The sequence below is a fragment of the Paraburkholderia sp. RL18-101-BIB-B genome (assembly GCF_046026985.1).
Taxonomy (GTDB): domain Bacteria; phylum Pseudomonadota; class Gammaproteobacteria; order Burkholderiales; family Burkholderiaceae; genus Paraburkholderia.
Window position 1 is genome coordinate 104,540 of record NZ_JARESV010000004.1, and the last position, 20,562, is coordinate 125,101.

General features: G+C 63.2%; 20 protein-coding genes and 1 pseudogene. 9 read left to right on the top strand and 12 right to left on the bottom strand.

From position 1 onward, the window contains the following. Window positions 1-117: 117 nt before the first annotated feature. Window positions 118-222 (top strand): annotated as a pseudogene (locus P0D73_RS08770) (sugar dehydrogenase); the annotation flags it as partial. Here the strand turns inward: P0D73_RS08770 and P0D73_RS08775 are convergent. From P0D73_RS08775 to P0D73_RS08795, 5 genes are all read right to left on the bottom strand, one after another. After that, complete coding sequence (locus P0D73_RS08775; RefSeq protein ID WP_408430923.1) at window positions 218-1,564, bottom strand: four-carbon acid sugar kinase family protein; 1,347 nt, start codon at window positions 1,562-1,564, stop codon at window positions 218-220. The pseudogene P0D73_RS08770 and the gene P0D73_RS08775 overlap by 5 nt on opposite strands. Window positions 1,565-1,590: 26 nt before the next feature. Beyond that, entirely contained in the window at window positions 1,591-2,889 is a 1,299-nt protein-coding gene (locus P0D73_RS08780) for a ribulose-bisphosphate carboxylase large subunit family protein (protein ID WP_408430926.1), read from the bottom strand. Next, window positions 2,886-3,425, bottom strand: a complete 540-nt coding sequence (locus tag P0D73_RS08785) for a VOC family protein (RefSeq protein ID WP_408430929.1) — start codon at window positions 3,423-3,425, stop codon at window positions 2,886-2,888. Before P0D73_RS08785 ends, P0D73_RS08780 begins: the two co-directional genes overlap by 4 nt. 103 nt (window positions 3,426-3,528) lie before the next feature. Further along, window positions 3,529-5,415 carry a TRAP transporter large permease gene (locus P0D73_RS08790; protein WP_408314342.1) on the bottom strand — a complete coding sequence of 629 codons (1,887 nt, stop codon included), beginning with the start codon at window positions 5,413-5,415 and terminating at the stop codon, window positions 3,529-3,531. A gap of 62 nt (window positions 5,416-5,477) precedes the next feature. Next, a complete protein-coding gene (locus tag P0D73_RS08795) occupies window positions 5,478-6,503 on the bottom strand; it encodes a TRAP transporter substrate-binding protein (protein WP_408314344.1) in 1,026 nt (341 codons plus the stop codon). A 198-nt stretch (window positions 6,504-6,701) separates the two neighbouring features. Here P0D73_RS08795 and P0D73_RS08800 point away from each other — a divergent pair, with 198 nt between their 5' ends. Further along, window positions 6,702-7,757: a LacI family DNA-binding transcriptional regulator gene (locus P0D73_RS08800; protein ID WP_132378910.1), complete on the top strand. Its 1,056-nt coding sequence runs from the start codon at window positions 6,702-6,704 to the stop codon at window positions 7,755-7,757. Between the two features lie 500 nt (window positions 7,758-8,257). Continuing rightward, complete coding sequence (locus P0D73_RS08805) at window positions 8,258-8,626, top strand: hypothetical protein (RefSeq protein WP_132378912.1); 369 nt, start codon at window positions 8,258-8,260, stop codon at window positions 8,624-8,626. A gap of 74 nt (window positions 8,627-8,700) precedes the next feature. Here P0D73_RS08805 and P0D73_RS08810 read toward each other — a convergent pair whose 3' ends face one another. Continuing rightward, window positions 8,701-9,321 (bottom strand): LysE family translocator, encoded by a 621-nt coding sequence (locus tag P0D73_RS08810; protein ID WP_408431300.1) that lies wholly within the window; start codon window positions 9,319-9,321, stop codon window positions 8,701-8,703. A 393-nt stretch (window positions 9,322-9,714) separates the two neighbouring features. On the opposite strand from P0D73_RS08810, the gene P0D73_RS08815 reads away from it, so the two are divergent. Then, entirely contained in the window at window positions 9,715-10,188 is a 474-nt protein-coding gene (locus P0D73_RS08815) for an Lrp/AsnC family transcriptional regulator (protein WP_408177297.1), read from the top strand. A gap of 40 nt (window positions 10,189-10,228) precedes the next feature. Here P0D73_RS08815 and P0D73_RS08820 read toward each other — a convergent pair whose 3' ends face one another. Then, window positions 10,229-11,458, bottom strand: a complete 1,230-nt coding sequence (locus P0D73_RS08820; RefSeq protein ID WP_408314346.1) for a YbfB/YjiJ family MFS transporter — start codon at window positions 11,456-11,458, stop codon at window positions 10,229-10,231. 272 nt (window positions 11,459-11,730) lie between these two features. On the opposite strand from P0D73_RS08820, the gene P0D73_RS08825 reads away from it, so the two are divergent. From P0D73_RS08825 to P0D73_RS08835, 3 genes are all read left to right on the top strand, one after another. Beyond that, the gene (locus tag P0D73_RS08825; protein ID WP_408291739.1) at window positions 11,731-12,396 is read left to right on the top strand and encodes a nitroreductase family protein; all 666 of its coding nucleotides are present in this window, start codon (window positions 11,731-11,733) and stop codon (window positions 12,394-12,396) included. Between the two features lie 153 nt (window positions 12,397-12,549). Then, window positions 12,550-13,029, top strand: coding sequence for a hypothetical protein (locus P0D73_RS08830; protein ID WP_132378920.1), 480 nt, complete (start codon window positions 12,550-12,552; stop codon window positions 13,027-13,029). 12 nt (window positions 13,030-13,041) lie between these two features. After that, complete coding sequence (locus tag P0D73_RS08835; RefSeq protein WP_408177300.1) at window positions 13,042-13,893, top strand: 4'-phosphopantetheinyl transferase family protein; 852 nt, start codon at window positions 13,042-13,044, stop codon at window positions 13,891-13,893. A gap of 20 nt (window positions 13,894-13,913) precedes the next feature. Here P0D73_RS08835 and P0D73_RS08840 read toward each other — a convergent pair whose 3' ends face one another. The 5 genes from P0D73_RS08840 to P0D73_RS08860 form a co-directional block, all read right to left on the bottom strand. Further along, window positions 13,914-14,609 (bottom strand): 4'-phosphopantetheinyl transferase family protein, encoded by a 696-nt coding sequence (locus tag P0D73_RS08840; RefSeq protein WP_408430931.1) that lies wholly within the window; start codon window positions 14,607-14,609, stop codon window positions 13,914-13,916. Between the two features lie 91 nt (window positions 14,610-14,700). After that, complete coding sequence (locus P0D73_RS08845; protein WP_408177302.1) at window positions 14,701-15,177, bottom strand: hypothetical protein; 477 nt, start codon at window positions 15,175-15,177, stop codon at window positions 14,701-14,703. A 319-nt stretch (window positions 15,178-15,496) separates the two neighbouring features. Further along, entirely contained in the window at window positions 15,497-15,733 is a 237-nt protein-coding gene (locus tag P0D73_RS08850; RefSeq protein WP_408177303.1) for a DUF2783 domain-containing protein, read from the bottom strand. A gap of 92 nt (window positions 15,734-15,825) precedes the next feature. Beyond that, window positions 15,826-17,535 (bottom strand): FAD-dependent oxidoreductase, encoded by a 1,710-nt coding sequence (locus P0D73_RS08855; protein ID WP_408430934.1) that lies wholly within the window; start codon window positions 17,533-17,535, stop codon window positions 15,826-15,828. A 54-nt stretch (window positions 17,536-17,589) separates the two neighbouring features. Beyond that, on the bottom strand, window positions 17,590-18,549 hold the full coding sequence (locus tag P0D73_RS08860; RefSeq protein ID WP_408430937.1) for an MBL fold metallo-hydrolase: 960 nt from the start codon (window positions 18,547-18,549) through the stop codon (window positions 17,590-17,592). Window positions 18,550-18,787: 238 nt separating this feature from the next. On the opposite strand from P0D73_RS08860, the gene P0D73_RS08865 reads away from it, so the two are divergent. Next, entirely contained in the window at window positions 18,788-19,675 is an 888-nt protein-coding gene (locus P0D73_RS08865; protein ID WP_408314353.1) for an IclR family transcriptional regulator, read from the top strand. After that, a complete protein-coding gene (locus tag P0D73_RS08870; protein WP_408177306.1) occupies window positions 19,672-20,550 on the top strand; it encodes an IclR family transcriptional regulator in 879 nt (292 codons plus the stop codon). The genes P0D73_RS08865 and P0D73_RS08870 overlap by 4 nt, the downstream gene beginning before the upstream one ends. The last annotated feature ends 12 nt before the right edge of the window (window positions 20,551-20,562 follow it).

Below are 20,562 nucleotides of genomic sequence, written 5' to 3' on the forward strand. Positions count from 1 at the left end.
GTTCTTCGGAATCGGGTCGGCCGCCGGATATCGGTGCAGTTCGCTGCATGGATATCCGGCGGCCTTGCTATGTGGATGGTCGATGCACATTCCCACCTTGTCACGCCGGGAGCAGCGATGGAAAAGTTACTCGCGAATCAGGTCGCTCTGGTCACGGGAGTAAGTTCGGGCATTGATTCCGGCGTCGCCAAAGCGCTCGCGGATGCCGGCGCGGTCGTTAGCCGTTGCCTTCGAGCAGTTGCTCGAACAGATCCGCGTCGCCCATTTGCCCGCCTTTGAGCATGATCTCCATGCCGTCGAGTTCCGCGCGATCGGCGTGGAGACGGCACACTGTGACGCCCGCCGATAACGGCGCGAGATACGAGAGTCCCCATGCGCCGAGCGCGCGTACGGCAAAACTCGACGTGTCGCCGCCCGCAATGCCGATGCGGTGCAAGCGCACGGCGCCCAGTACCTGTTGCAAGAGTGAGGCACAGGCATGCGCGAGTTGCGGCAGCGCGCCGCCTTCGCTCGACGCGCGGCGCGTCGTGAAAGCCAGCACGTTGCGTCCGTCGCGCAAGGGCCCGGCTATCGCGGCCAGGCGCTCCGCCAGATAGTTGGAGGCGGCGTCACCGGTCATTTTCAGCGGGTCCAGTTCCACACGCAGATAGGATTGCGCGGCGCCGATCTGCACTTCGGTCAATGGCGAGAGACTGCCCGCCAATACAAATACGGGGCCGCGCGCGGGAGTCAGCAGCGGCATGGTTCGGGTTTCCGCAGTGGCATCTTTAACGCGGTTGTCATGCGCCAACGCATAAGCCTGAGCGACGCTGCTCGCACCGACCGCGAGCAATGGCGCCGACGCCGCGGCATGACGCGCGATCACGCGGCCAATCGCTTGCAGATGCGAATCGTCGAGCACGTCGAACAGCACGGCGTCGGGTTTCGAATCGAGCCGGTGCTGCACTTGCGCCTGAAGTTCGGCGTCGCCGTGCGCATAGCAGCGCCAGTCGATCGATTGCACATTCTTCACACCTTGGCGCTGAAGATGCACACGCAAGTCCGCTTCGTTCATCGGCGTAACGGGATGGCGGCTCATCGTCGGATGACGGTCGATGCGGTAGATCGACTGCGCGCTATCATCCGCGCCGGCTGCCGCGAAGAGTTCACCGAACACGCAATAGCGCCGCAGATTCGGCTGACCGCCAACCACCGCGACGAGTTCGTTCGCGCAGTACTCGCGCAACGTGCGGATCGCCACGCCGATGCTACCGGTTTCCGGCGCGCTATCGAACGTCGAGCACACCTTGTAGTGCATCACCCGCACGCCGAGCGCGGCGAAGGCGGCGCCGACACGCTCGAGTTCCTGCCGCTGCGTGGCGGGCGGCATGGTCCGCGCGGCGCCCGCTACGCCGAGTGCGTCGAGCCGGCCGAGCATCGAAAGACGCGCGGCATCCGGCGGGGCGAAGAACAGCATGGTGCGCAAACCGGCGCGGGCGAGATGGGCCAGCGTGTCGGTTGCGCCGGTGAAGTCGTCGCCGTAGAAGGCGTAGGCCGGACCGTTGCTATGTGCTTCGTCGCTCATCTTTTGCTCCGTGCCGCCGGCGATGTTCACGTGCGGCTGCCGAAAAACGCCAAGGCGCGCCGCAACTCCGGCATGTGCTCGGCGTACACCGGCAGCGGCGTGCCCGCCTGCACCGCAGCCCACGCCTGGCGCACGCTCGTGACGCCCGCCGCGGGACCGTCCGGATGCGCGAGAATGCCGCCGCCCGACATGAACAGCAGGTCGGTGGAGCGCACGGCGTCATATGTCGCTTGCACGGTGCCGGCCCATTGCCCTGATGAAAACGCCGGCAGCACGGTATCGTCGCAACCGGTGGCGAGCGGCGTCGCGCAATCGCGTGCCGACTCGATCACTTCGGCGTCGCTCTGCGCGAATTTGCCGGCAAGGCCATGCACGTGCATATGATCGACGCCGCTCAGTCGCCACAACGTCTGATACGCCTGAAACGACATGCCCAACGCCGGATCGCGCGACATCATGCCGTAGCCGTTGCGGTGCGCGTGAAGCACGAGCGGCGTCGCGCGGCGCAGCGTCTGGATCGCGGAAAAGCCGCACCAGTTGATGCTCGCCATCACGCAACTGCCGCCCTCGCGTTCGACCAGTTCCGCGTGACGGCGCATGGCGTCGAGGTCGTCGGTGATATTGAACGCGACCATCACAGGACGGCCGCTGCGTTCACGGTAGCGGCGCACTTCGGCCATCACCGCCCGCACGCGCTCCGCCAGCGGCGCATGGGCGGGATTCGCGCATACTTCGTCATCCTTGATGAAATCGACGCCCGCTTCGCACAGATCGCGCACCAGCGCCGCCGTTTCCGCCGCGCTTAGGCCGACGTTCGGCTTGATGATGGTGCCGATCATCGGCCTGTCTTTCACGTCCGTCAGCGCGCGCGTGCCGGCCACGCCATGACGCGGTAACTCGAACCGCGCACGGTACGAAGCCGGCAAGCGCAACGACAGCAGCCGCATGCCGGTCACTTCGCCGAGATCGTACAGATTGCCGGCGACGGTGGCGGCCAGCGTGGGCAGATTCGCGCCGATGTTGGCGAGCGGAAACGACAGCGTGATGCGCGCGCGCCGCCACGGTCCCGGTGTGCGTTGACGCTCGAGCCATGCGTTCGGCAAACTGGGCTGTGCCGCTGCCTCCAGTTCCTCGATGCGCAGCACGCTCGCGCGGCTGCGCGCGCGCAGCGCATCGGATTCGTTGGCGACGCGCACGAACGTGCCGCTCGATTGCTCGCCGGCCATGACATCGGCGACACGTGCGGGATCGAGCGGCGTCTCGATCAGATAGTCGGCCTCGAGCGTATCGTCGTCGACGGCGCGCGGTTGCAGCGTCTCGCTCATAACGTGCCCAGATCGGGAAAGCGGCGCACCGGCTCGCGGCCGTCCCAGTCGCGCGACGCCGCGTAGATCATGTCGAAGAGCTTGCCCTTCGGCCCGGCGATCTCGGACAACTCGATTACCGTGCCGGGATGATTCTCCGTATCGAAGTAGACGAAGCGCCCGTTGCGCCCCACTTCGCCGCTCATCGCGACTTTGAAACCCTGCTCCTGCAGACGCGCGAGATCCGCGTCGAACGACGTGGTCCAGTACGCGTTGTGCTGCAAGCCGGTATGGCCCGCGGCGAGAAAGTCGCGATACATCGAGGGCGCGTCGTTGCGTGTCTGGATCAGTTCGATCTGCAACGGTCCCGAGTTCGCCAACGCCACCGAGTTGTGCACCTCGTACGATTGCCCACGGTAGGTGTAGTTCTCGATCGGCACGCGTTCGTTGTAAAACCACGGACCTACGCCGAGCACGCGGCTCCAGTAGTCCATCGCGGCCTCGATGTCCCGCACCACATAACCTGCCTGCCGGATTTCGCCAAAGAAACGACTCATAAAACTCTCCCGATGCTGCGGGGTTGAAAGACGAGCGACGCCCCGGCGCGGCGAAAACGCGGTGCCCGAAGGTCGAACCTGTTAATAAACTTGAGAGACCTGCTTAGAGAAAACCGATCGAAATCCAGGGAATCGCCGCGACCAGGATCAGGCCGAGGATCAACGCGCCCATATACCCGACAATCGGACGAATGCCCGCATCGGGATTGACCTTGCTGATCGCGCACGCCGAGTAGTAGCCGACACCGAACGGCGGTGAAAAAAGACCCACCCCCATCGAAAGAATCACGACGATCGCGTAATGCACTTCATGCACGCCCGCGAGCCGCGCGATGGGAAACAGCAGCGGCCCGAACAGCACAATGGCGGGAATCCCTTCGAGCACGCTGCCGAGCATCACGAACACGACAATCGACACCGCGAGAAAACCGTACGCGCCGCCGGGCATCGAGCCCATGAGTTGCGCGAGGTCCTGCGAAAAGCCGGATTGCGTGAGCGCCCAAGCCATTGCCGTGGCGCAGCCGATGATGAAAAGAATCGCGCCGGACAAAGTCGCCGCATCCACCAGCATGCGGCCAAGCCGCCGCCATTCGAAGCGGCGATACACCAGCAGGCCGATCAGCATCGAATAGGCGATGCCGATGGTCGACACCTCTGTCGCCGTCGCCACGCCTTCGACCACCGCCATGCGAATCACGAACGGCAACGCCAGCGCCGGCAGCGACACGATGAACAGACGCCCGATCTGCCGCTTGCTGAAACGCTGCGCGCCGCTCAGGTCTTCCTTGCGATAGCGCCACCACACCACCACGCAAAGAATCAGCGCGAGCACCGCGCCCGGCAGCATGCCCGCGGTGAAGAGCGCGGATATCGACAGCCCCGTCACTGAACCGATCGTGATCAACACAATGCTCGGCGGAATCGTTTCGCTTTGTGCCCCGGTCGTGGCGAGCAGCGCGACCAGATCGCCTTCGGAAGCACCGCGTTTTTTCATCTCCGGAAACAGCACCGGCGCGATGGCCGCCATGTCGGCCACTTTCGAACCGGAGATGCCCGACACCAGATACATCGCGCCGATCAATACGAACGACAACCCGCCATGCACGTGACCGACAAGACTTGCGAGAAACTCGATCATCGCGCGCGCCATGCCGGTCATTTCGATCAGCAAGCCGAGGAAGACGAAGAGCGGCACAGCGAGCAGCACGAGATGCGACATGCCCTCGTCCATGCGGCCGACTACGACTTCGAGCGGCGTGAAGGTCGAGAGTCCCAGATAACCGAACGTGGCAAGCGCAAACGAGAAGCCGATGGGCACGCCAGAGAAAATCCCGATCGCCACCACGCCGACGAAAAAGATCACCAGATTGGTTTTGCCGAGCGTCTGAAACCACGGACCGGCGAACACGGCCACCGCGGCCAGCACAGCCGTAATTGCGAGCACGATCATGACGTCGCGCACGCGGCTCACCTGGGCGAGACGGATCAGACCGACCAGCAGCATGAGCGCCGCGCCGATCGGCAAGGCGAGCGCGCGCCATGCGTTGCTGATCTGCAAGGCGGGCGTCACGATCGCTGCCTCGCCGGACGCATAGTCGTAGGCGGGAGCGATCAGCAGCGCAAGCAACGCGATCGATGCGGCGATCGCCAGCGTGTCGACGAACGCGCGCCGCTGCGGCGAGAGTCGGCTGACCAGCGCCGTCATCCGCATATGTTCGCCGCGCCGCAACGCCAGCACGGCGCCGAGCATGGCGAGCCACAGGAACAGAATCCCGGCCAGTTCATCCGACCACACGAGCGGCTGATGCAGTACGTAGCGGCACACCACGCCCGCGAGCATCACGACGATTTCCACGACGAGCAGCGCCGCCGCGCACACTTCGACGAGCGCGATCAAGCCGCGATCGAAGCTCCTCAGCCAGCGGCGCGGCATGCTCGCCGCGTGCAACGGCACGCCCGCGTCCGCCGGATTCAATGCGTGATTCGACATCCTGCTGTCTCCTCGCGGCGACTCGCCGCGCTTCGTCTCAGGCTCACCCGTATGCAGCACGCTCAAGCCAGCTTGCCGACCGATTGTTCGAGCAGGTCCCACGCCTGATTGCCGAACTTGCTTTTCCACTCGGCGTAGAAACCCGCCTGGCGCAGCGCCGCGCGGAACGTGTCCGGCGCGGGACGGTTGATCGAGAGACCCTTGCTTTGCAGATCCGCGACCGCCGCGTCGTTCAGCTTGCGCACGTCTTCACGCTGCCTGAGCGCCGACTGGTTGAACGCGTCGCTGGCAATGCCCTGCAAATCCTTCGGCAAGCGCTGCCACGCGCGCGGGTTCAGCACGAACCAGTAGCCGTCCCACATGTGATTGGTAAGCGAACAGAACTTCTGCACTTCGTAGAGCTTCGCGACCTGCACGATCGGCAGCGGGTTTTCCTGCGCATCGACGATATGGGTTTGCAGCGACGAATAGACCTCGCTGAATTGCAGACTCGTCGGCGCGGCGCCGAGTCCTTTGAACATGTCGATGCTGAGCGGACTCACCGGTACGCGAATCTTCAGACCGCGCATGTTCTGCGCGCTGGTGATGGCGCCGGTGCTGGTGGTCGTCTGACGAAAACCGTTGTCCCACATCTTTTCGAACGATTCGAGCCCGGCCTTCTGCATCGCGGCGCGCACGTAGGCGCCGAGCTTGCCGTCCATGGCGCTCCACACCTGGTTGTAGTCGCTGAACGCAAAGCCCACCGCGTTGATCGCAACCGATTGCGCGAGCGTCGATACCACCAGCGCGGACGGCGTGAACATCTCGATGCCGCCGCTACGCACCTGCGCGAGCATGTCGGTATCGCCGCCCAACTGGTTGTTTGGGAATATCCGGATCTCCATGCGCCCTTTCGACGCCTCTTTGATCTGATTGGCCGCTTCCTGCGAGCGCACGTTCAGCGGATGCGTGAGCGGCAGGTTGTTGCCGTACTTGAACACGAACTCCGGGCCGGACGCCGCGCGCACGATGGCCGGGAAGCCCAGCGCGCTGGCTACCGGCACGGCGGCTGCGGCACGCAGCAGGGTGCGTCTCGCGAGGTTGGTCATTTGAGCGTCTCCTTGCTTATAATTGATGTGACTGTCGAATCCATCAAAAACCATCATCGCCTGCTCGCTACGCCGTGATTTCCGGTCTCCGGTGTTGAGTCGTCGCGTGATAGCTGCAAGACTAGGCGTGCGCGGCAAGTGCTGTCAAACCGCGAACTTGATGTTTTTTGATGGAATTCCCTTCTCCGAAGGACCGCTATGTCCGAAACGGTTCACCTCACCGCCGCCGCGCGCGCCCGCATTCCCGACATTGCACGCGCCGCCGGTGTTTCGACCGCCACAGTGGATCGTGTGCTCAATGGCCGCGAAGGCGTGCGCGCCGTGACGGCGCAACGCGTGTTGCAAGCGGCCGCCCAACTCGGTTATCTGCTCACGCCAGAGGCGCCCGTCGTGCCCGCCTCGAAGCCGATGCGCATCGCGTTTCTGCTGCCCGCCGGCACCAACCGCTATTTGCACATGCTCGGCGACTACATCGACTTCGCACACGATCAGTGGAACGCGTTGGACATGAAGTGCCGCGTGCACTACGTCGAGAGTTTCAACCCGAAGGAACTGGCCGACCGTCTGTTGCACTACGGACAGCGTGCGGATGGCGTCGTGTTCATGGCGCTCGAACATCCGGTGGTGCGCGACGCCGTGAATGCATTGGCGGACCAGGGCGTGCCGGCCATCACGCTGATTTCGGATTTATCGAATGCGCGGCGGCTGGCTTACGTGGGCATCGACAATCGTGCGGCGGGACGTACCGCTGCGTTGCTGCTCGGGCGCTTCATGGGCCCTCGGCCGAGCGGAAAAATCGCCATGCTCGCGGGCAGCCTCAACTATCGCGGGCATGAGGAACGTGAGATCGGTTTTCTGCATTTGATCGAATCGACGTTTCCACAAGTGCGTGTGATCGGATTACGTGAGGGACACGACGATAGCGAACGCAACTATATGCAGACACGCAAGCTGCTGGAGCAGCATCCCGATCTCGCCGGCATTTACAACAGCGGCGGCGGATCGGATGGCGTGGCGCGCGCGATTGTCGAGGCGCGCTCAGAGCAGAAGATTCTGTTTGTCGGTCATGGCTTGACGCCTGACACGCGAGCGTTGCTGATCGACGGCACCATGGATGCGTTGATCACGCAAACGCCGCAAGCGATGGTGGGAAATTGTCTGCGCATTTTTCGCAACGTGCGCGAGAAGCGTGACGCGATGAGCGACGTGAAGCCGGTGCAATTTAGCATCGTTCTGCGGGAGAATTTGCCTTGAAATTTTCGTGGGCCGTCGATCCAAACTTGCTTAGGGTGAGGCTCGGCGTGGTGTCCGGCAGCATCGAACTGCCGCCGCTGGCTTGAGATAACACGTCAGGCACGCCGGATGCTCAATCACCTTCGTATTCAAACCTCGATACGAAAGGAGATCACATCATGCCTTACCTTCTCGGCTGGTTGCTTGGCGTCCCGTTGATCGTACTGGTCATCCTGTACCTCATCTTCCACTAATCCTTAGAACCTGCTCGTTTGCGCAGTTGATCCGAGGTTCGTTCCGCTGCGCCGCAGCCCCACCCGGCTGCGGCGCGCAAGGCGGCGCCAGCGTCCGGGCGTCGCCTTTCGCGCGTCCGCGCGATGCATGCGCGCCGAGTCATCGAGGCACCTATCTTTCCGCTTGCGCTGCGCGGAATGGCGCGTAAAACTAACCTTCCCTAGTCCGCGCAAAATGCCATATCTGCACACGTGCGCTCAGAATGCGTGCGAGGCAAGGAGGGACCGATGGCCAGCAACGAGTACACGCTGTCACACCAGGACGTGGTGAAAGCCGTCATTATTCATCAGGATATTCACGAGGGTTTCTGGACGCTGAACATCAATTTCGACGTCGCCGCCAGCCACGGTCCGCAACTACCCGACCCGTGCCTTGCCGTGACGATCAAAGGCATCGGCATCATGCGCGCGTCGCCTGCCGATCCGTTTGCGATCGACGCCGCACTCGTCAATCCGCCGGCTCAGCATGTCGAGGGAACGGTACGCATCGCGGCGGCTGTCAACGGCGCGCATCAAAGCGGCATGCAATTCTGCCGCGACGTCTATCGCAATGTCGCGGTACAGAGCGCGGTCAAAGCGCCTACCAAACCAAGTTGATTAAGGAGCCACGCGTCGCTTTTATTTCAAGGCGACGCGTGGCGTGGTGTTCGCCGCGCGATCCAGTGACGCGCTCAGCGCGCCGCCGCCATCAGCGCGCCCATGCCGACCAGCACACTACCCATCAAACGATTCACGGCGCGCAGCCGCTTCGGCCGGTGTAAAACGGTGCGCAAGCGGTGCGAGCAAATTGCCGTCGACGCCACGCCCAACGCAAACACGCATGCAAATGTTGCGGCCAGCAAAAGATATTGCTGATTCGCGGACCAGTGCGCCACATTCGAAGGAGCGCTAATGAACTGCGGAAAGAACGATGGAAAAAACAGCAGCGTCTTCGGGTTGAGCCCCGAGGTGGCGAAGCCGCGCCAGAACAGGCTTCGTTGCTGAGCGTCGGCGGCCGGCGTCGCAAGACTTCCGCTGTGCCATTGCTTGCAACCGAGATACACCAGATAGATCGCGCCGGCCCAGCGCGGCGCGGTCAATGCGCGCTCGTCGATCAGCAGCAGCGAGTTCAGGCACAACGCGGTAAAGAGCAGTTGCAGAAGCACCGCACAGGTGCCGCCCCACACGCACGGCAGCGCGGCGCGCCAACCGGCGCTGAGTGCCTGACTCATCGTCAGCACATTGACGGGACCGGGGGAATAGACGAGGAGTAGAGAAGCAAGAAGAAATGAAACGTACAACGGGATCGGCATCGAAAGGCGTGTGGTTGCGGCATGCCAGTACATCCCGCCGCTATCCGCTCGGATCGAAAAACCCGGTCGTGCGGACGATCATGCTGGCAGGCATTCGGTTAGGAACATGCGTCCATGCCCGGCGAGCGCGTCTTACGGCGCTGGTAACGCCGCAATTCGCCTGCGTGCTGCCTCCTGTGAAAGACAGCGAGACACCGGATGGCAGCTTGTGGCCGCGCAAGGCCGCAGGCGCGAGGCCCGCAGCCCGGACGGTTGTCCCGGGCATGAATGCACCCTGAAAATATACCGGGACGCAGGCTGGATAGGCTTCTTAAAGCAATGAGCTTCCCGCGCGATGTCGGGACAATCTTCCTTTAGAATGCGATTTTCCAGAACAAGCTTCCAGTACCGCCCATGACCACCCGAAATCGCCCGCTCGACAACCAGGATCGCAAGATCATGCGCGAGTTGCAAAAGAACGCGCGCCTCAGCAATGCCGAGCTAGCGGAACTGGTCGGCATGTCGACCACGGCGTGCTGGAATCGCACGCGTCAGTTGGAAACGGAGGGGTATATCCGCGGCTACGTCGCGCTGCTCGATCAGCAGAAGCTCGGCTTCGCGGACATCGTCCTGCTCGAAGTGACGCTGGACCGTCACGACGACGACGCCCTCGCCCGCTTCGGCGCCGAATTGGCGACGCTGACCGAAGTGCTGGAGGCGTATCTCGTGTCGGGCGACTACGACTATCTGGTGAAGGTGGCGGTCGATGGCACGGCGGGCTACGAGCGGTTTCTGCGCGAGAAGCTCTACAAGATCGCCGGCATCCGGCATAGCCGCTCGATGTTCGCCTTGCGTTGCATGAAGAGCATCCCGTCCGTGCAGGTGTGAAAAACGTGAAGCGCAATTGCCTGAATGCGCGGACTCACGTTCAGCGCAACGCTTTCTGACACGCCGCCAGCACCGCGCCTGCCGCGAGCAGCAGCGCGGAATACACCAGCCCGCGCGCGAGACCCGCGCCGTCCGAGACCCAACCGATCACCATCGGTCCGACGATCTGCCCGAACGCGAACACGATCGTGAACGCGCTGATGCCTTTGGCCCAATGACTCGCGGGCAGATTGTGGCGCACGAAAGCCGTGGTCGACGCCACAGCGGAGAGAAACGTCGCGCCGAACAGGACGCCGGACACGAACGCCACCCACGGTTGCGTGAACAGAGCAGGCAGCAGCGTCGCGACCGCGAGCAAAGCGTTGAGCACCGCGAGCGCCTGGCCACCGCGCATGCGATCGAGCAACCCCGACCACACGCGCGCCGAGACCACCGTCGCCACGCCTAGCAGCAGATAAAACCCCGTAACGACAGCCGCGCTCATGCCCGCATTGCGCAACAGCGCGACAATAAACGTCATGTAGCCGATATAGCCGACGCCGAACAAGCCGTAGCCCGCCAGCGCGAAACTGAATCGCGGCCAACGGGGCGCATCGGCGGTGGCGTGTGATTGCGTGGCCGACGACGCCGTCGCGTGCACGCTCTCGATTTTTCGCGCGGCGCCGATGGCCACTGCGGCGAGTACCGCACACGCGAGCGCGAGTGCGAACCACGCAAACTGCCAGCCGTGCGCGACGTTGAAGATAGTCAGCGGCACCAGCACCGACGACGCCACGATGCCCCATCCCGTGCCACCGTAATACAAGCCGAGGACGAGCCCTGCGTCGTGCGGCCTCGCCGATGCGAGCCGCGCCGCCAACACGCCGCCGCTGATAAAAACCGCCGCGCTGCTCACGCCGGTGATCACGCGCAACACGAGCAGCGAGTCCGTGTCGGCAAGCAGCCCGCTGACTGCCATCAGTAGCGCAGTCGCCACGCAACCGCCGCCGAACAATGCGCCGGCCGACCATCTGCGCGCAAGGCGCGGAAAAGCCAGGGCACCGAGCAGATAACCCAGCGCGTTGGCCGTATTCATCGCGCCGGCTTGCGCGAAGCTCCAGCCGAGGTCGAGTTTCATCGACGGCAACAGCAGTGCGTATGCGAAGCGTGCGAGCCCGAGCGCGATCGCGCTGCCCAGCGACAGCGCCGCGGCGAGCATCAGCGTGGGGAGGCGTTGCGCCGCTTCGGTGGCCTTGGAAGTCGATGCGGTCTCGAATGTTTTTGTCGGCATGGGCAAGCGAAAGTGGGCAAGGAGGCTGTAAGCCGCTTTTGCCAAAAAGGCTGAATTCGGCACTTCGCCATCATATCCGGGGGCGCCGGGCGCGGTTGACCGTTAGTTGCGTTGATGCCTTCCCTTCGCCTGCTCTAGCTGCCGGTGGTTCGCGCCGTGCGCCGAACAGGCGCCAAACCAATCCACGAACATGCCTTCTAAATGCGAATGATTTGCATTTACTAGCAAATTAGCTCATTATTCAGCCCATACCATTCGCCGAAGCCGAGATCATGACGACACTAGACATCAGCCGCCCCGAAACCGACAACCAGCGCCCGGCGGCGGCAAAGCCTGCCGCCGGCGCCGGGCCGAAAGCTTCGGCGGCGCTCGAAGTCCTGCTGTCGCGTCAATCGCAATGGCCGCTGACCGAGCCCGGTCCGGCGGACGCCGAGCTCGAACTGATCTTCGACGCCGCCTTGCGCGCACCGGATCACGGCAATCTGCGTCCCTGGCGCTTTGTGACGATTCGCGGCGACGCACGCGGACCGCTCGGCGACGTGCTGGTCGACCTCGCCTGCGCCCGCTCGCCGGACGAACCGCGTTCGGCGCATGCGCATCGCCGGCAGAAGGCATTCGCCGCGCCGCTGCTGATCGCACTCGGCGCGGCAATCTCGGCGCATCCCAAGGTGCCCGAGATCGAGCAATTGCTGGCCGCCGGCGCGGCGGCGATGAACATGCTCAACGCGATCCATGCGCTCGCTTATGGCGGCTTCTGGTCCACCGGTCCGGACAGTTATGAGCCGCGCTTGCATGACGCATTGGGCTTCGCGCCGAACGAGCGCCTGCTCGGCTTCCTGTTTGTCGGCACGCCGAAAACGCCGGGGCAAGCACCGGCACGTCCGGCGCGCAGCGCACACGTGCGCGAGTGGCAGCCGACGCAGCCGGCTCAAAGCTGAAGCAAGCGTCGGTAACGGCATCAAACGTGAGCATCTGACGCAGGCTCTGCGTCTTCGCCCATCCGTCGCACGCGACAAGCACTGGCCTGCGACGCGGCACCCGCCCCATCCGGCCGGCGCGATTCATTGGACCGTGTCCATTCAGGAGCATCGATGAACTTTCGCTCTCAACACAGCAGCCGCCCGGAACTGATCGACGATCATCCGACCGATACCGCCGACGCGCCCGACCGCACCGTCCTGAGCGCCGTTCGCACATGGCTGCGGCCCGCCTGCGAAACGGCGCGCGGCGGCGTGCACTGGCGCGACATTCTCAGCGGCATCGGTCTGCGACCGGACGGCATCGAACACTTCGATCTACTGATGCGTTCGCTGATGCACGTGTCGTATCGGCCACTCGATATGCGCTGCCGCTGTGCCAGCGATCTCGGCAAGGACGAAGCGGTGATCCTGCAGACCATCGCGCTGCTGCAAAAAACGCATAGCGGTGCAGCGTTGCGCATGTTGAACGAATGGCTGCCCGCGCCCGCGGTGAGTGGTGTCCTGAAGCTGATTCGCTGGTTCGCCATCGATCTGCTCGACGCCGGTGTGGAACTCGACGTGCAAGCCCGGCGCGTCACGTACATGCATTGAGGAAGCAGGCCTATGCCATTGGAACTGGATCTGGCTTGCCCGGCGGCTTCGCGCCCGCGCGATAGCGGCGAGTCACGCGAAGTCGCCGCTGAACGCAGTGCTGGCGAACATGCCGTGCAGCCCGCCCGCCTCGCACCCACTATTGCCGCCGCGGCCACACCCGCATTCCTGTCCCATCCGCTGACTCGCAACTATCCGTACAACGTCGCCGCGCCGAGCGCAGGCGAGTTGCATCTTTGGCGGTTCCGCTGCGAATGGCTGCCGGTGCCCGTGCAAGAAGGCGATAGCTGGCTGTCGAAGAGCGAACGCGAGCGTGCGCGGCTGCATCCGAACGCCGCGTTGCGAAAACGCTTTATCAGCGCGCGAGTGGTCGTGCGCTGGATCGTCGGAAATCTGTTCGACTGCGAACCGCAAGCCGTCGATTTACAGGATGACGGCAACGAGAAACTGCGTGCGCGTCATCCTCGCGACGGCCGCGGCATCACAATCGATATCGCTTACGGCGGCATCTGGATTGTGATCGGCGTTGCGTCGGCGACGCTAGGATTGAGCGTCGTCGTGCCCTCGCCAGCCGCGGCGCCCGACGAGACGCCGGAAGCCTCGCAACGCCGCGCTCGCTACGGCAGTCTTTGCAATGCGCTGCGCTATGCGCCCGTCGATATCGATGTCGAACTGCTGTTCAGCCACTCCGCAAACGGTGCGTTCGATCTCGCGGAACACGGCCGCTGGCATGTGCTGGATGTGCCGATGGCCGGCAAGATTCGCGCTGCGGTCGCGCTTGCGCAGCCGGCCATGCAGCGACTCACACAGGTCCACGCGTTCGGCTGGCCGAAGGCTTTGGCGTTCGGACAGGTCAACGCTTAGCGCGCTGTGTTTGTTTGTGATTACCGAAGCGCGGTCACTGACCACGCGACGCACGCAGCGTAGCTGTCCGGTGCCACAAGCCAGTGCGCGGCGACATCGCGCATATCGTCTGGAATCTGCTTGCGCAGCGTCACGCGCTTGCTCTCACGCGGCAGCACCGTCAGATGTTGCAATCCGCGCGTGATCCCCGCGCCCGTTGTCTTGACAAGCGCTTCCTTGGCGACCCACGCATCGTAAAACGCATCGCTCTGCTGACCTACGTCGAGGCGTTCGATCCACGCGACTTCTTCCGGATCGAGCGTCAAGGCCGCAATCGAATGCCAATCGAATTTGTCGCTGTGCTGCTCGATATCGACGCCCACGCGCCGAACCGGCGACATCGCGATCAGTCCATGCGCACCCGCATGCGATACATTGAAATCGAAGCGATTCGAATCCGCGAGATGGGGTCGGTGATTGACGTCGAGCGCAAAACGCACGGCGTGTGCCGCCATGTCGAGCCGCCGCGCGAGCTCTTCACGCAGCGCGGCGCGCACGGTCGCGAAGCGCAGCGCGTCTTCATGGCGGCGAAAGGTGCGGGCTCGCGTGCGTTCGTCCTCGCTGAGGGATGCAAAAGCCGGCGCGTCGAGCGACGCAGTGAAGTCGATGTCCATCCGCCACAACGCAATGTCGGACGGGCCATCGTGCGGCAGCGGAACGGGGTCGATCGAATACATGCAAAGGTTCGGACGTAATGGGCGCAATCGCGGACGCATAACCGCGACTCTACCCGATATGACGTACGAAGCCATCGATCTCGAGCGACGCTCAAACCTTCGGCGTGTCACCGATGTGGCACATCAACTGACAGAGGGTGGGATGACATCCGAGAGACTGCGGCACGTTCTTCGCACAGGCAGCGAACTGCCGCGACCAGATCGCATCGTCAGATGCTCCTGCCTGAGCGCCACGGGAAATTTTTTCACGGCACGCTGTCAGCGTCGCAGCCAACGCTTTCGCGCTCAAAGGATGCGCGTAATTCACCGTTGGATAGTCGCTAAACAACTGCCCCAACGGCAAATCTTCGACCGACGCCAATTCTCCGACGGCGAGTTGCGTGGCGATTTGCAACACTTCGCACTCGACTTCGAAAAAAAACGATTCAGGCGCTGCACGGCCAGGCGCGTAATGGTTAATCCAGAGCAACGCCGATTCGGCAAACTGCGCAGGAGAAAGCCACTTTCCGTCGACTTTCATCGATGCCAACTCTTGAACGACAAGGTCGCTTATCAAAAACAATTTCATCTCGTGTCTCTCTCTAGCCGAACGTGGGGAAATTCCCACCGGCAACGCACGAGGACATGGTGCGCCGGCACGAAGCAACCTGGCCCACCGGAACGTCACATCCTATGCGATCTGATCATCCTTCCCTCAACAAGCCGACTAGTATGAGGCAGCGCTTGTGCCGCTTTGCTAAGAAGAATCTGATAGTCAGAAAGAAAAAATTGAGATGAATCGCGGATTGTCTTCCGCGAATTTGAGAGGAAGCGCGCAACAAATCACTACTATTGACGTCTTCCGAAATCTGCGTTGCGCAAAGTCAATCTTTGCTCGCGCTATGCGGTTATGCAGCCAACGGACGCGCTTTACCATTTCGCGCCGACACGTCGGCCACGCCGTCGCGAGCATGCCGCATCGCTTCGAGCAGCGTGGCGTGATCGCCGATATGGTTGGCGAGCAGCAGGATCAGTTGCGCATTGGCCGACTGGCTCTGCGCATCGTCAAGATCGCGATGCATATCGATCAACGCCTCGTAGAAATCGTCGGGGCGGGCGAGATTCGATTGCGTGTTCAGTGTCATGTCTGTCTCCTGTCGACCAGAGTTGGCGCTTTAACGCTTACTCCGATCCCATGCAAATTGCTTGCGGCTATTGTTTTCCTGATGCCGCACGTTCAAGCCGTGCCTTCGACGCACAGTGCGCGTTTCAATGCATGCGCGACATCACCCGCATCGAGTTGCCGCCAGCGCGCGCAAACATGCTGGTCCGGACGAATCAAATAGAACGTGCCGGGTTTTGCGTCGTAGCGTGCGTGGGCCAGCCCTTCGATATCGTGCGCGACTTGCGCGTTCGCAGACACAAAGGCCTGCGGATCGCCATGCGTCACAACGACGAGCTTCAACGGAATCGGCCCAGCGCGCAACGTGTCCAACGCGGCCCGAGTCGCCTGATCGACACCTTGATCGCCGCACAACAGCACGCCGGTGAATTGCTGGCCGAGTTGCTGCAGCAGCCATGCCGGTTGTCCCGCCACCTGCACCGGTGCATCGACGCACGAGGCGCCCGGCACCATCGCCCCTTCAAACGGGTCACGGTCCGCTGTATTCAGCGGAGAATCACGCAACACCGCCGGCACTGACAGCCGGCCGCTATTGGCCAATTGCCGCGCAAACGGATGATGACGCGAGAGCTTCAGCACGGCATCGCGGAACACACGGCTCACGGGACTCTTCGGCGTGATGAAATCGGTGGAGCGCGTGGAGTTGCGGATGTTTTCGTCGGCGGCGAATTCGCGTTCGCTTGCATAGGTATCGAGCAAAGCATCGGAGGCCTTGCCTTCGAGCACCATCGCCAGTTTCCACGCGAGGTTTTCCGCGTCCTGCACACCGCTATTCGCACCGCGCGCGCCGAACGGCGACACGCCATGCGCGGAGTCGCCGGCGAACAACACGTTGCCGTGCCGGAAACGGTCCATGCGCAAACACGAGAACGTATAGACGCTGACCCATTCCAACTCGAACTTCGCGTCCGGCCCGAGCAGCGCACGCACGCGCGGAATGACGCGCTCCGGCGTCTTTTCCAGCACCGGGTCGGCGTCCCACCCTAGCTGGAAATCGATCCGCCACACATTATCCGGCTGACGATGCAGCAGCACCGATTGATTCGGATGAAACGGCGGATCGAACCAGAACCAGCGCTCAGTGGGAAACTCCGCTTCCATCTTGACGTCGGCGATCAGGAAACGATCCTTGAATGTCACGCCTTTACTGTCGAGTCCCATCAGATTGCGGATCGGACTGCGCGAGCCGTCGGCGGCGACCACATAGCGAGCGCGCAACGCGTACTGACCATTCGGCGTGTCGACGGTCAGCGTTACGCTGGCGTCGTGAGTGCCGGGCGTACCGCTTTGCTGCACGCCGACCACTTTGCTTTTCCAGCGGATCTCGATATTCGGCATCTCCTGCGCGCGTTCGAGTAGAAAGCCTTCGACGTAGTACTGCTGGAGGTTGATGAACGCGGGCCGGTTGTGGCCCGCTTCAGGTTGCAGATTGAACGTGTACACCAACTCGTCTTTCAGAAACACCTTGCCGACATTCCAGCTAATGCCCTTGTCTACCATTCGCTGGCCGCATCCCAAACGGTCGAAAATATCGAGCGAGCGTTTCGAAAAGCAGATCGCGCGCGATCCCGTGGACAATGAACAATCATCGTCGACCAGCACGACCGGCACGCCCTGCTGCGCGAGATCAATCGCGGTGGCGAGGCCCACCGGGCCCGCGCCGACCACGATCACGGGATAGGCCGCCTGGTCCGCACCGCTCTGCGCGCTCTGTTCACGACACGCCTGATATTCGAACGACAGCGTCTGGTAGTTGATGCTCATCTTGTGTCTCCGTCCTTCTCCGCTCTGCGGCGTCTTGCTGTGCGTCTCTTCTTATCAGGCTTGCAGCGCGTCCCACATTTCCTTGTCGCGCTGCGCGGTCCAGATACGCGGATGCGCGATGCCGCTCGCTTCGTCGAAAGCGCGCGAGACGTCGAACGGCAGACAGTGCTCGTAGATGAAGACGTGGCCGAACTTCGGGTCCATGGCCTTGCGCGTGTGTGCCATCGCGGCCTTCAGATCGAGTTTCTGTTCGACGGCTTCACGGCCCTGTTGCAGCAACGTGGTGACGAAGTCTTTCGTGTAATCCAGACCCTTGTTGACGTCTTCGGGCGTGGTCAGCGCGGGGCCGCGGCCCGGCACGAGCTTGTCGGCCTTCAGCGCGCGCAATGCCTCGAGCGTGGCCGGCCATTGTTCGAGCTGCGCGTCGCCGCAATAACAGGCCGCGTCGTACTCGACCAGGTCGCCGGAGAACAGCACCTTCTGCGATGGCAGCCACACCACCGTATCGCCCTTCGTATGGCCCGCGCCGAGATGCGCGATGCGCACTTCGAGCTTGCCGAGGAACAGCGTCATTTCCTTTTCGAATACGAGCGTTGGCCACGTCAGGCCCGGCACCGTTTCGACGCCGGCGAACAGGCGCGGGAAGCGTTCAATTTCCGACTTCATGTCCGCTTCGCCGCGCTCGACGATCATCTCGTACGTGCCGCGGCTCGCGATCACTTCCTGCGCGCCTTCTTCGAAATACGCCGATGCACCGAGCACGCGCACCGCGTGATAGTGCGACAGCACGACGTATTTGATCGGCTTGTCCGTGACGCTGCGAATCTTCGCGATGAGGTCTTGCGCCATGGCCGGCGTGGCGGTGGTGTCGACGATCAGCACGCCGTCGTCGCCGATGATCACGCCCGAGTTCGGATCGCCCTCGGCGGTGTACGCGTAGGCGTTTTCGGATAGCTTGGTCCACGTGACTTTCTTGACTTCCAGATCGGCCTGGGATGCGAATGCCTTTGCCATGCTTGTCTCCCTCAAAAGTTGGACGTGAGGCGAGACGGCCGGCTGCGCGAATGCCGCGCGGGCTGACAGTATTGGAGGATTGTCTCGCCCCGTTTTTGACTCTGTGACTGCGCCGGTGTGTCGGGGTGAATGCATCTTAGGACGGCGCCAGTTTATTTGTCAATAGCGAAATGTATCGCTATACACAAATCGCCAGAGGCCTAAGATGAGGATAGAAAGGCACAGGCCTTCGGTTAACATGGACCCTTTTTTACGGACGAGCGCGGGTGTGAGCAAAGCAGCGAAAGCGGCCACGGGCAAAGGCGCGGGCGTTAGCGAGACGACGGACGGCGGCAAGACGCAGCGCGGCATTCAGAGCGTCGAAGTGGGCGGTCGCGTGTTGCTGGCGCTCGCGCAGGCGCGCACGCCGCTCGCCTTGTCCGACCTCGCCAGCGCCGCGCAGATCGCGCCCGGGCAGGCGCACGCCTATCTGGTGAGCTTGAGCCGGCTGGGTCTGATCAAGCGCGACGAGCTTTCTGGCCGCTACGAACCCGGCCCGCTGTCGTTGCGGCTCGGTTTGCTGCATCTGGAAAACCAGCCGGCGTTTCGCGCCGCCGTGCCGCGCGTGGCCGCGCTGGCCGAAGCGATCGGTTTCAGCGTCGCGATCTGTATTGCCGGGCCGCAAGGGCCGACCATCGTTCGCTATGAGCACGCGGGCTTTCCGTTGCACGTCAATTTGCACGTGGGCACGGTGATGTCGCTGCCGGCCACATCGACGGGACGCGTGTTTTGCGCGTTTCTGCCGCGCGCGGCGCTGGATGCCATGTGGGCGAATCAGTCCGGCGCGGCGAATCGCGCCATGACACCGCCTGACCAAAGCACCGCCTTCGAAGCCACGCTGGACGCGATCCGCGCGCGCGGCCTGGAGTGCAGCGTGGATGCACCGAGTCCGGGCATCAGCAGTCTGAGCGCGCCCGTGCTGGATGCCGACGGCCGCTTGTCGCTCGCGCTGACGGTGATCGGCTCGACCGGCGCGATCGACGCCGCCGCCGACGGTCCGATCGCGCGCACACTGCTTGCCGCGGCGCGCGACATCGGCGCCGAACTGGCAACCGCACCTTCCCTGCTGGCTTCTTCCGCATCGTGACCGATTCTCTCGACACATCTCCCCGCACTTCCGCCGATGCCAAACCTCAGCGCGGCATCCAGTCGCTCGATAGCACGGGCGAGTTGTTGGCGGCGCTGGTCGCGGCGGCGCGGCCGCTGAATCTGCGCGATCTCGCGGCGGCCGCCGGCATGCCGCCGGCGAAAGCGTTTCCGCACCTGGTGAGCCTGCTCAAAATCGGCTTGCTCAATCGCGATGCGGCGGGCTGTTTCGAAGCCGGGCCGCTCGCGCTGGAACTGAGTTTGATCGGTTTGCAGCGATTGTCGCCGACGCGTGAAGCAGAGCCCGAGGTGGTCGAACTGGCGGCGTCGACGGGCATGAGCGTCGCGATGGCGGTGCTCGGGCCGCTTGGGCCGACCGTCGTGCGCCTGGAGGAATCGGCGCGACCGCTGCACGTGAGCCTGCGGGTCGGCACGGTGATGTCGCTGGCGAATACGGCGATCGGCCGCGTGTTCGCCGCCTATGTCGCGGACGACGTACGCGTGGGTTTGCTGGCGCAGGATCATCTGCGGTTGGCGGGCGCGAATGCGGCCGATGTTTTTGCGGGGAAGGCGAAGTCGGCAGCCGGTACGGACGCAGCGGCGGCATTGCCGCCGTTGACGAAAGCCTATGCGCAGCGTCTTGCGCAGATCCGTGCGGACGGCATCGACACGGCACTCAGCCGCCCTGTGCCGGGCATCAATACGCTAGCCGCGCCGGTACTGGATCATACGGGCAGCATCTGCCTGGTCCTGGCGTTGATGGGGCCGAGCGGCAGCTTCGACAGTGATTTGACGGGCGGCCCGGCGCAGACTTTGCGCGCCGCGACGTCACGCTTGTCGCGACGTTTTGGGTGGATGGCGACGGCTGCCGAGTAGTCAAAACTGCGC

Excerpts from the sequence above, each read along its gene's own strand:
- P0D73_RS08775 (WP_408430923.1), bottom strand. The coding sequence starts at position 1,564 with ATGAGCGACGAAGCACATAGCAACGGTCCGGCCTACGCCTTCTACGGC.
- P0D73_RS08780 (WP_408430926.1), bottom strand. The coding sequence starts at position 2,889 with ATGAGCGAGACGCTGCAACCGCGCGCCGTCGACGACGATACGCTCGAG.
- P0D73_RS08785 (WP_408430929.1), bottom strand. The coding sequence starts at position 3,425 with ATGAGTCGTTTCTTTGGCGAAATCCGGCAGGCAGGTTATGTGGTGCGG.
- P0D73_RS08790 (WP_408314342.1), bottom strand. The coding sequence starts at position 5,415 with ATGTCGAATCACGCATTGAATCCGGCGGACGCGGGCGTGCCGTTGCAC.
- P0D73_RS08795 (WP_408314344.1), bottom strand. The coding sequence starts at position 6,503 with ATGACCAACCTCGCGAGACGCACCCTGCTGCGTGCCGCAGCCGCCGTG.
- P0D73_RS08800 (WP_132378910.1), top strand. The coding sequence starts at position 6,702 with ATGTCCGAAACGGTTCACCTCACCGCCGCCGCGCGCGCCCGCATTCCC.
- P0D73_RS08805 (WP_132378912.1), top strand. The coding sequence starts at position 8,258 with ATGGCCAGCAACGAGTACACGCTGTCACACCAGGACGTGGTGAAAGCC.
- P0D73_RS08810 (WP_408431300.1), bottom strand. The coding sequence starts at position 9,321 with ATGCCGATCCCGTTGTACGTTTCATTTCTTCTTGCTTCTCTACTCCTC.
- P0D73_RS08815 (WP_408177297.1), top strand. The coding sequence starts at position 9,715 with ATGACCACCCGAAATCGCCCGCTCGACAACCAGGATCGCAAGATCATG.
- P0D73_RS08820 (WP_408314346.1), bottom strand. The coding sequence starts at position 11,458 with ATGCCGACAAAAACATTCGAGACCGCATCGACTTCCAAGGCCACCGAA.
- P0D73_RS08825 (WP_408291739.1), top strand. The coding sequence starts at position 11,731 with ATGACGACACTAGACATCAGCCGCCCCGAAACCGACAACCAGCGCCCG.
- P0D73_RS08830 (WP_132378920.1), top strand. The coding sequence starts at position 12,550 with ATGAACTTTCGCTCTCAACACAGCAGCCGCCCGGAACTGATCGACGAT.
- P0D73_RS08835 (WP_408177300.1), top strand. The coding sequence starts at position 13,042 with ATGCCATTGGAACTGGATCTGGCTTGCCCGGCGGCTTCGCGCCCGCGC.
- P0D73_RS08840 (WP_408430931.1), bottom strand. The coding sequence starts at position 14,609 with ATGTATTCGATCGACCCCGTTCCGCTGCCGCACGATGGCCCGTCCGAC.
- P0D73_RS08845 (WP_408177302.1), bottom strand. The coding sequence starts at position 15,177 with ATGAAATTGTTTTTGATAAGCGACCTTGTCGTTCAAGAGTTGGCATCG.
- P0D73_RS08850 (WP_408177303.1), bottom strand. The coding sequence starts at position 15,733 with ATGACACTGAACACGCAATCGAATCTCGCCCGCCCCGACGATTTCTAC.
- P0D73_RS08855 (WP_408430934.1), bottom strand. The coding sequence starts at position 17,535 with ATGAGCATCAACTACCAGACGCTGTCGTTCGAATATCAGGCGTGTCGT.
- P0D73_RS08860 (WP_408430937.1), bottom strand. The coding sequence starts at position 18,549 with ATGGCAAAGGCATTCGCATCCCAGGCCGATCTGGAAGTCAAGAAAGTC.
- P0D73_RS08865 (WP_408314353.1), top strand. The coding sequence starts at position 18,788 with ATGGACCCTTTTTTACGGACGAGCGCGGGTGTGAGCAAAGCAGCGAAA.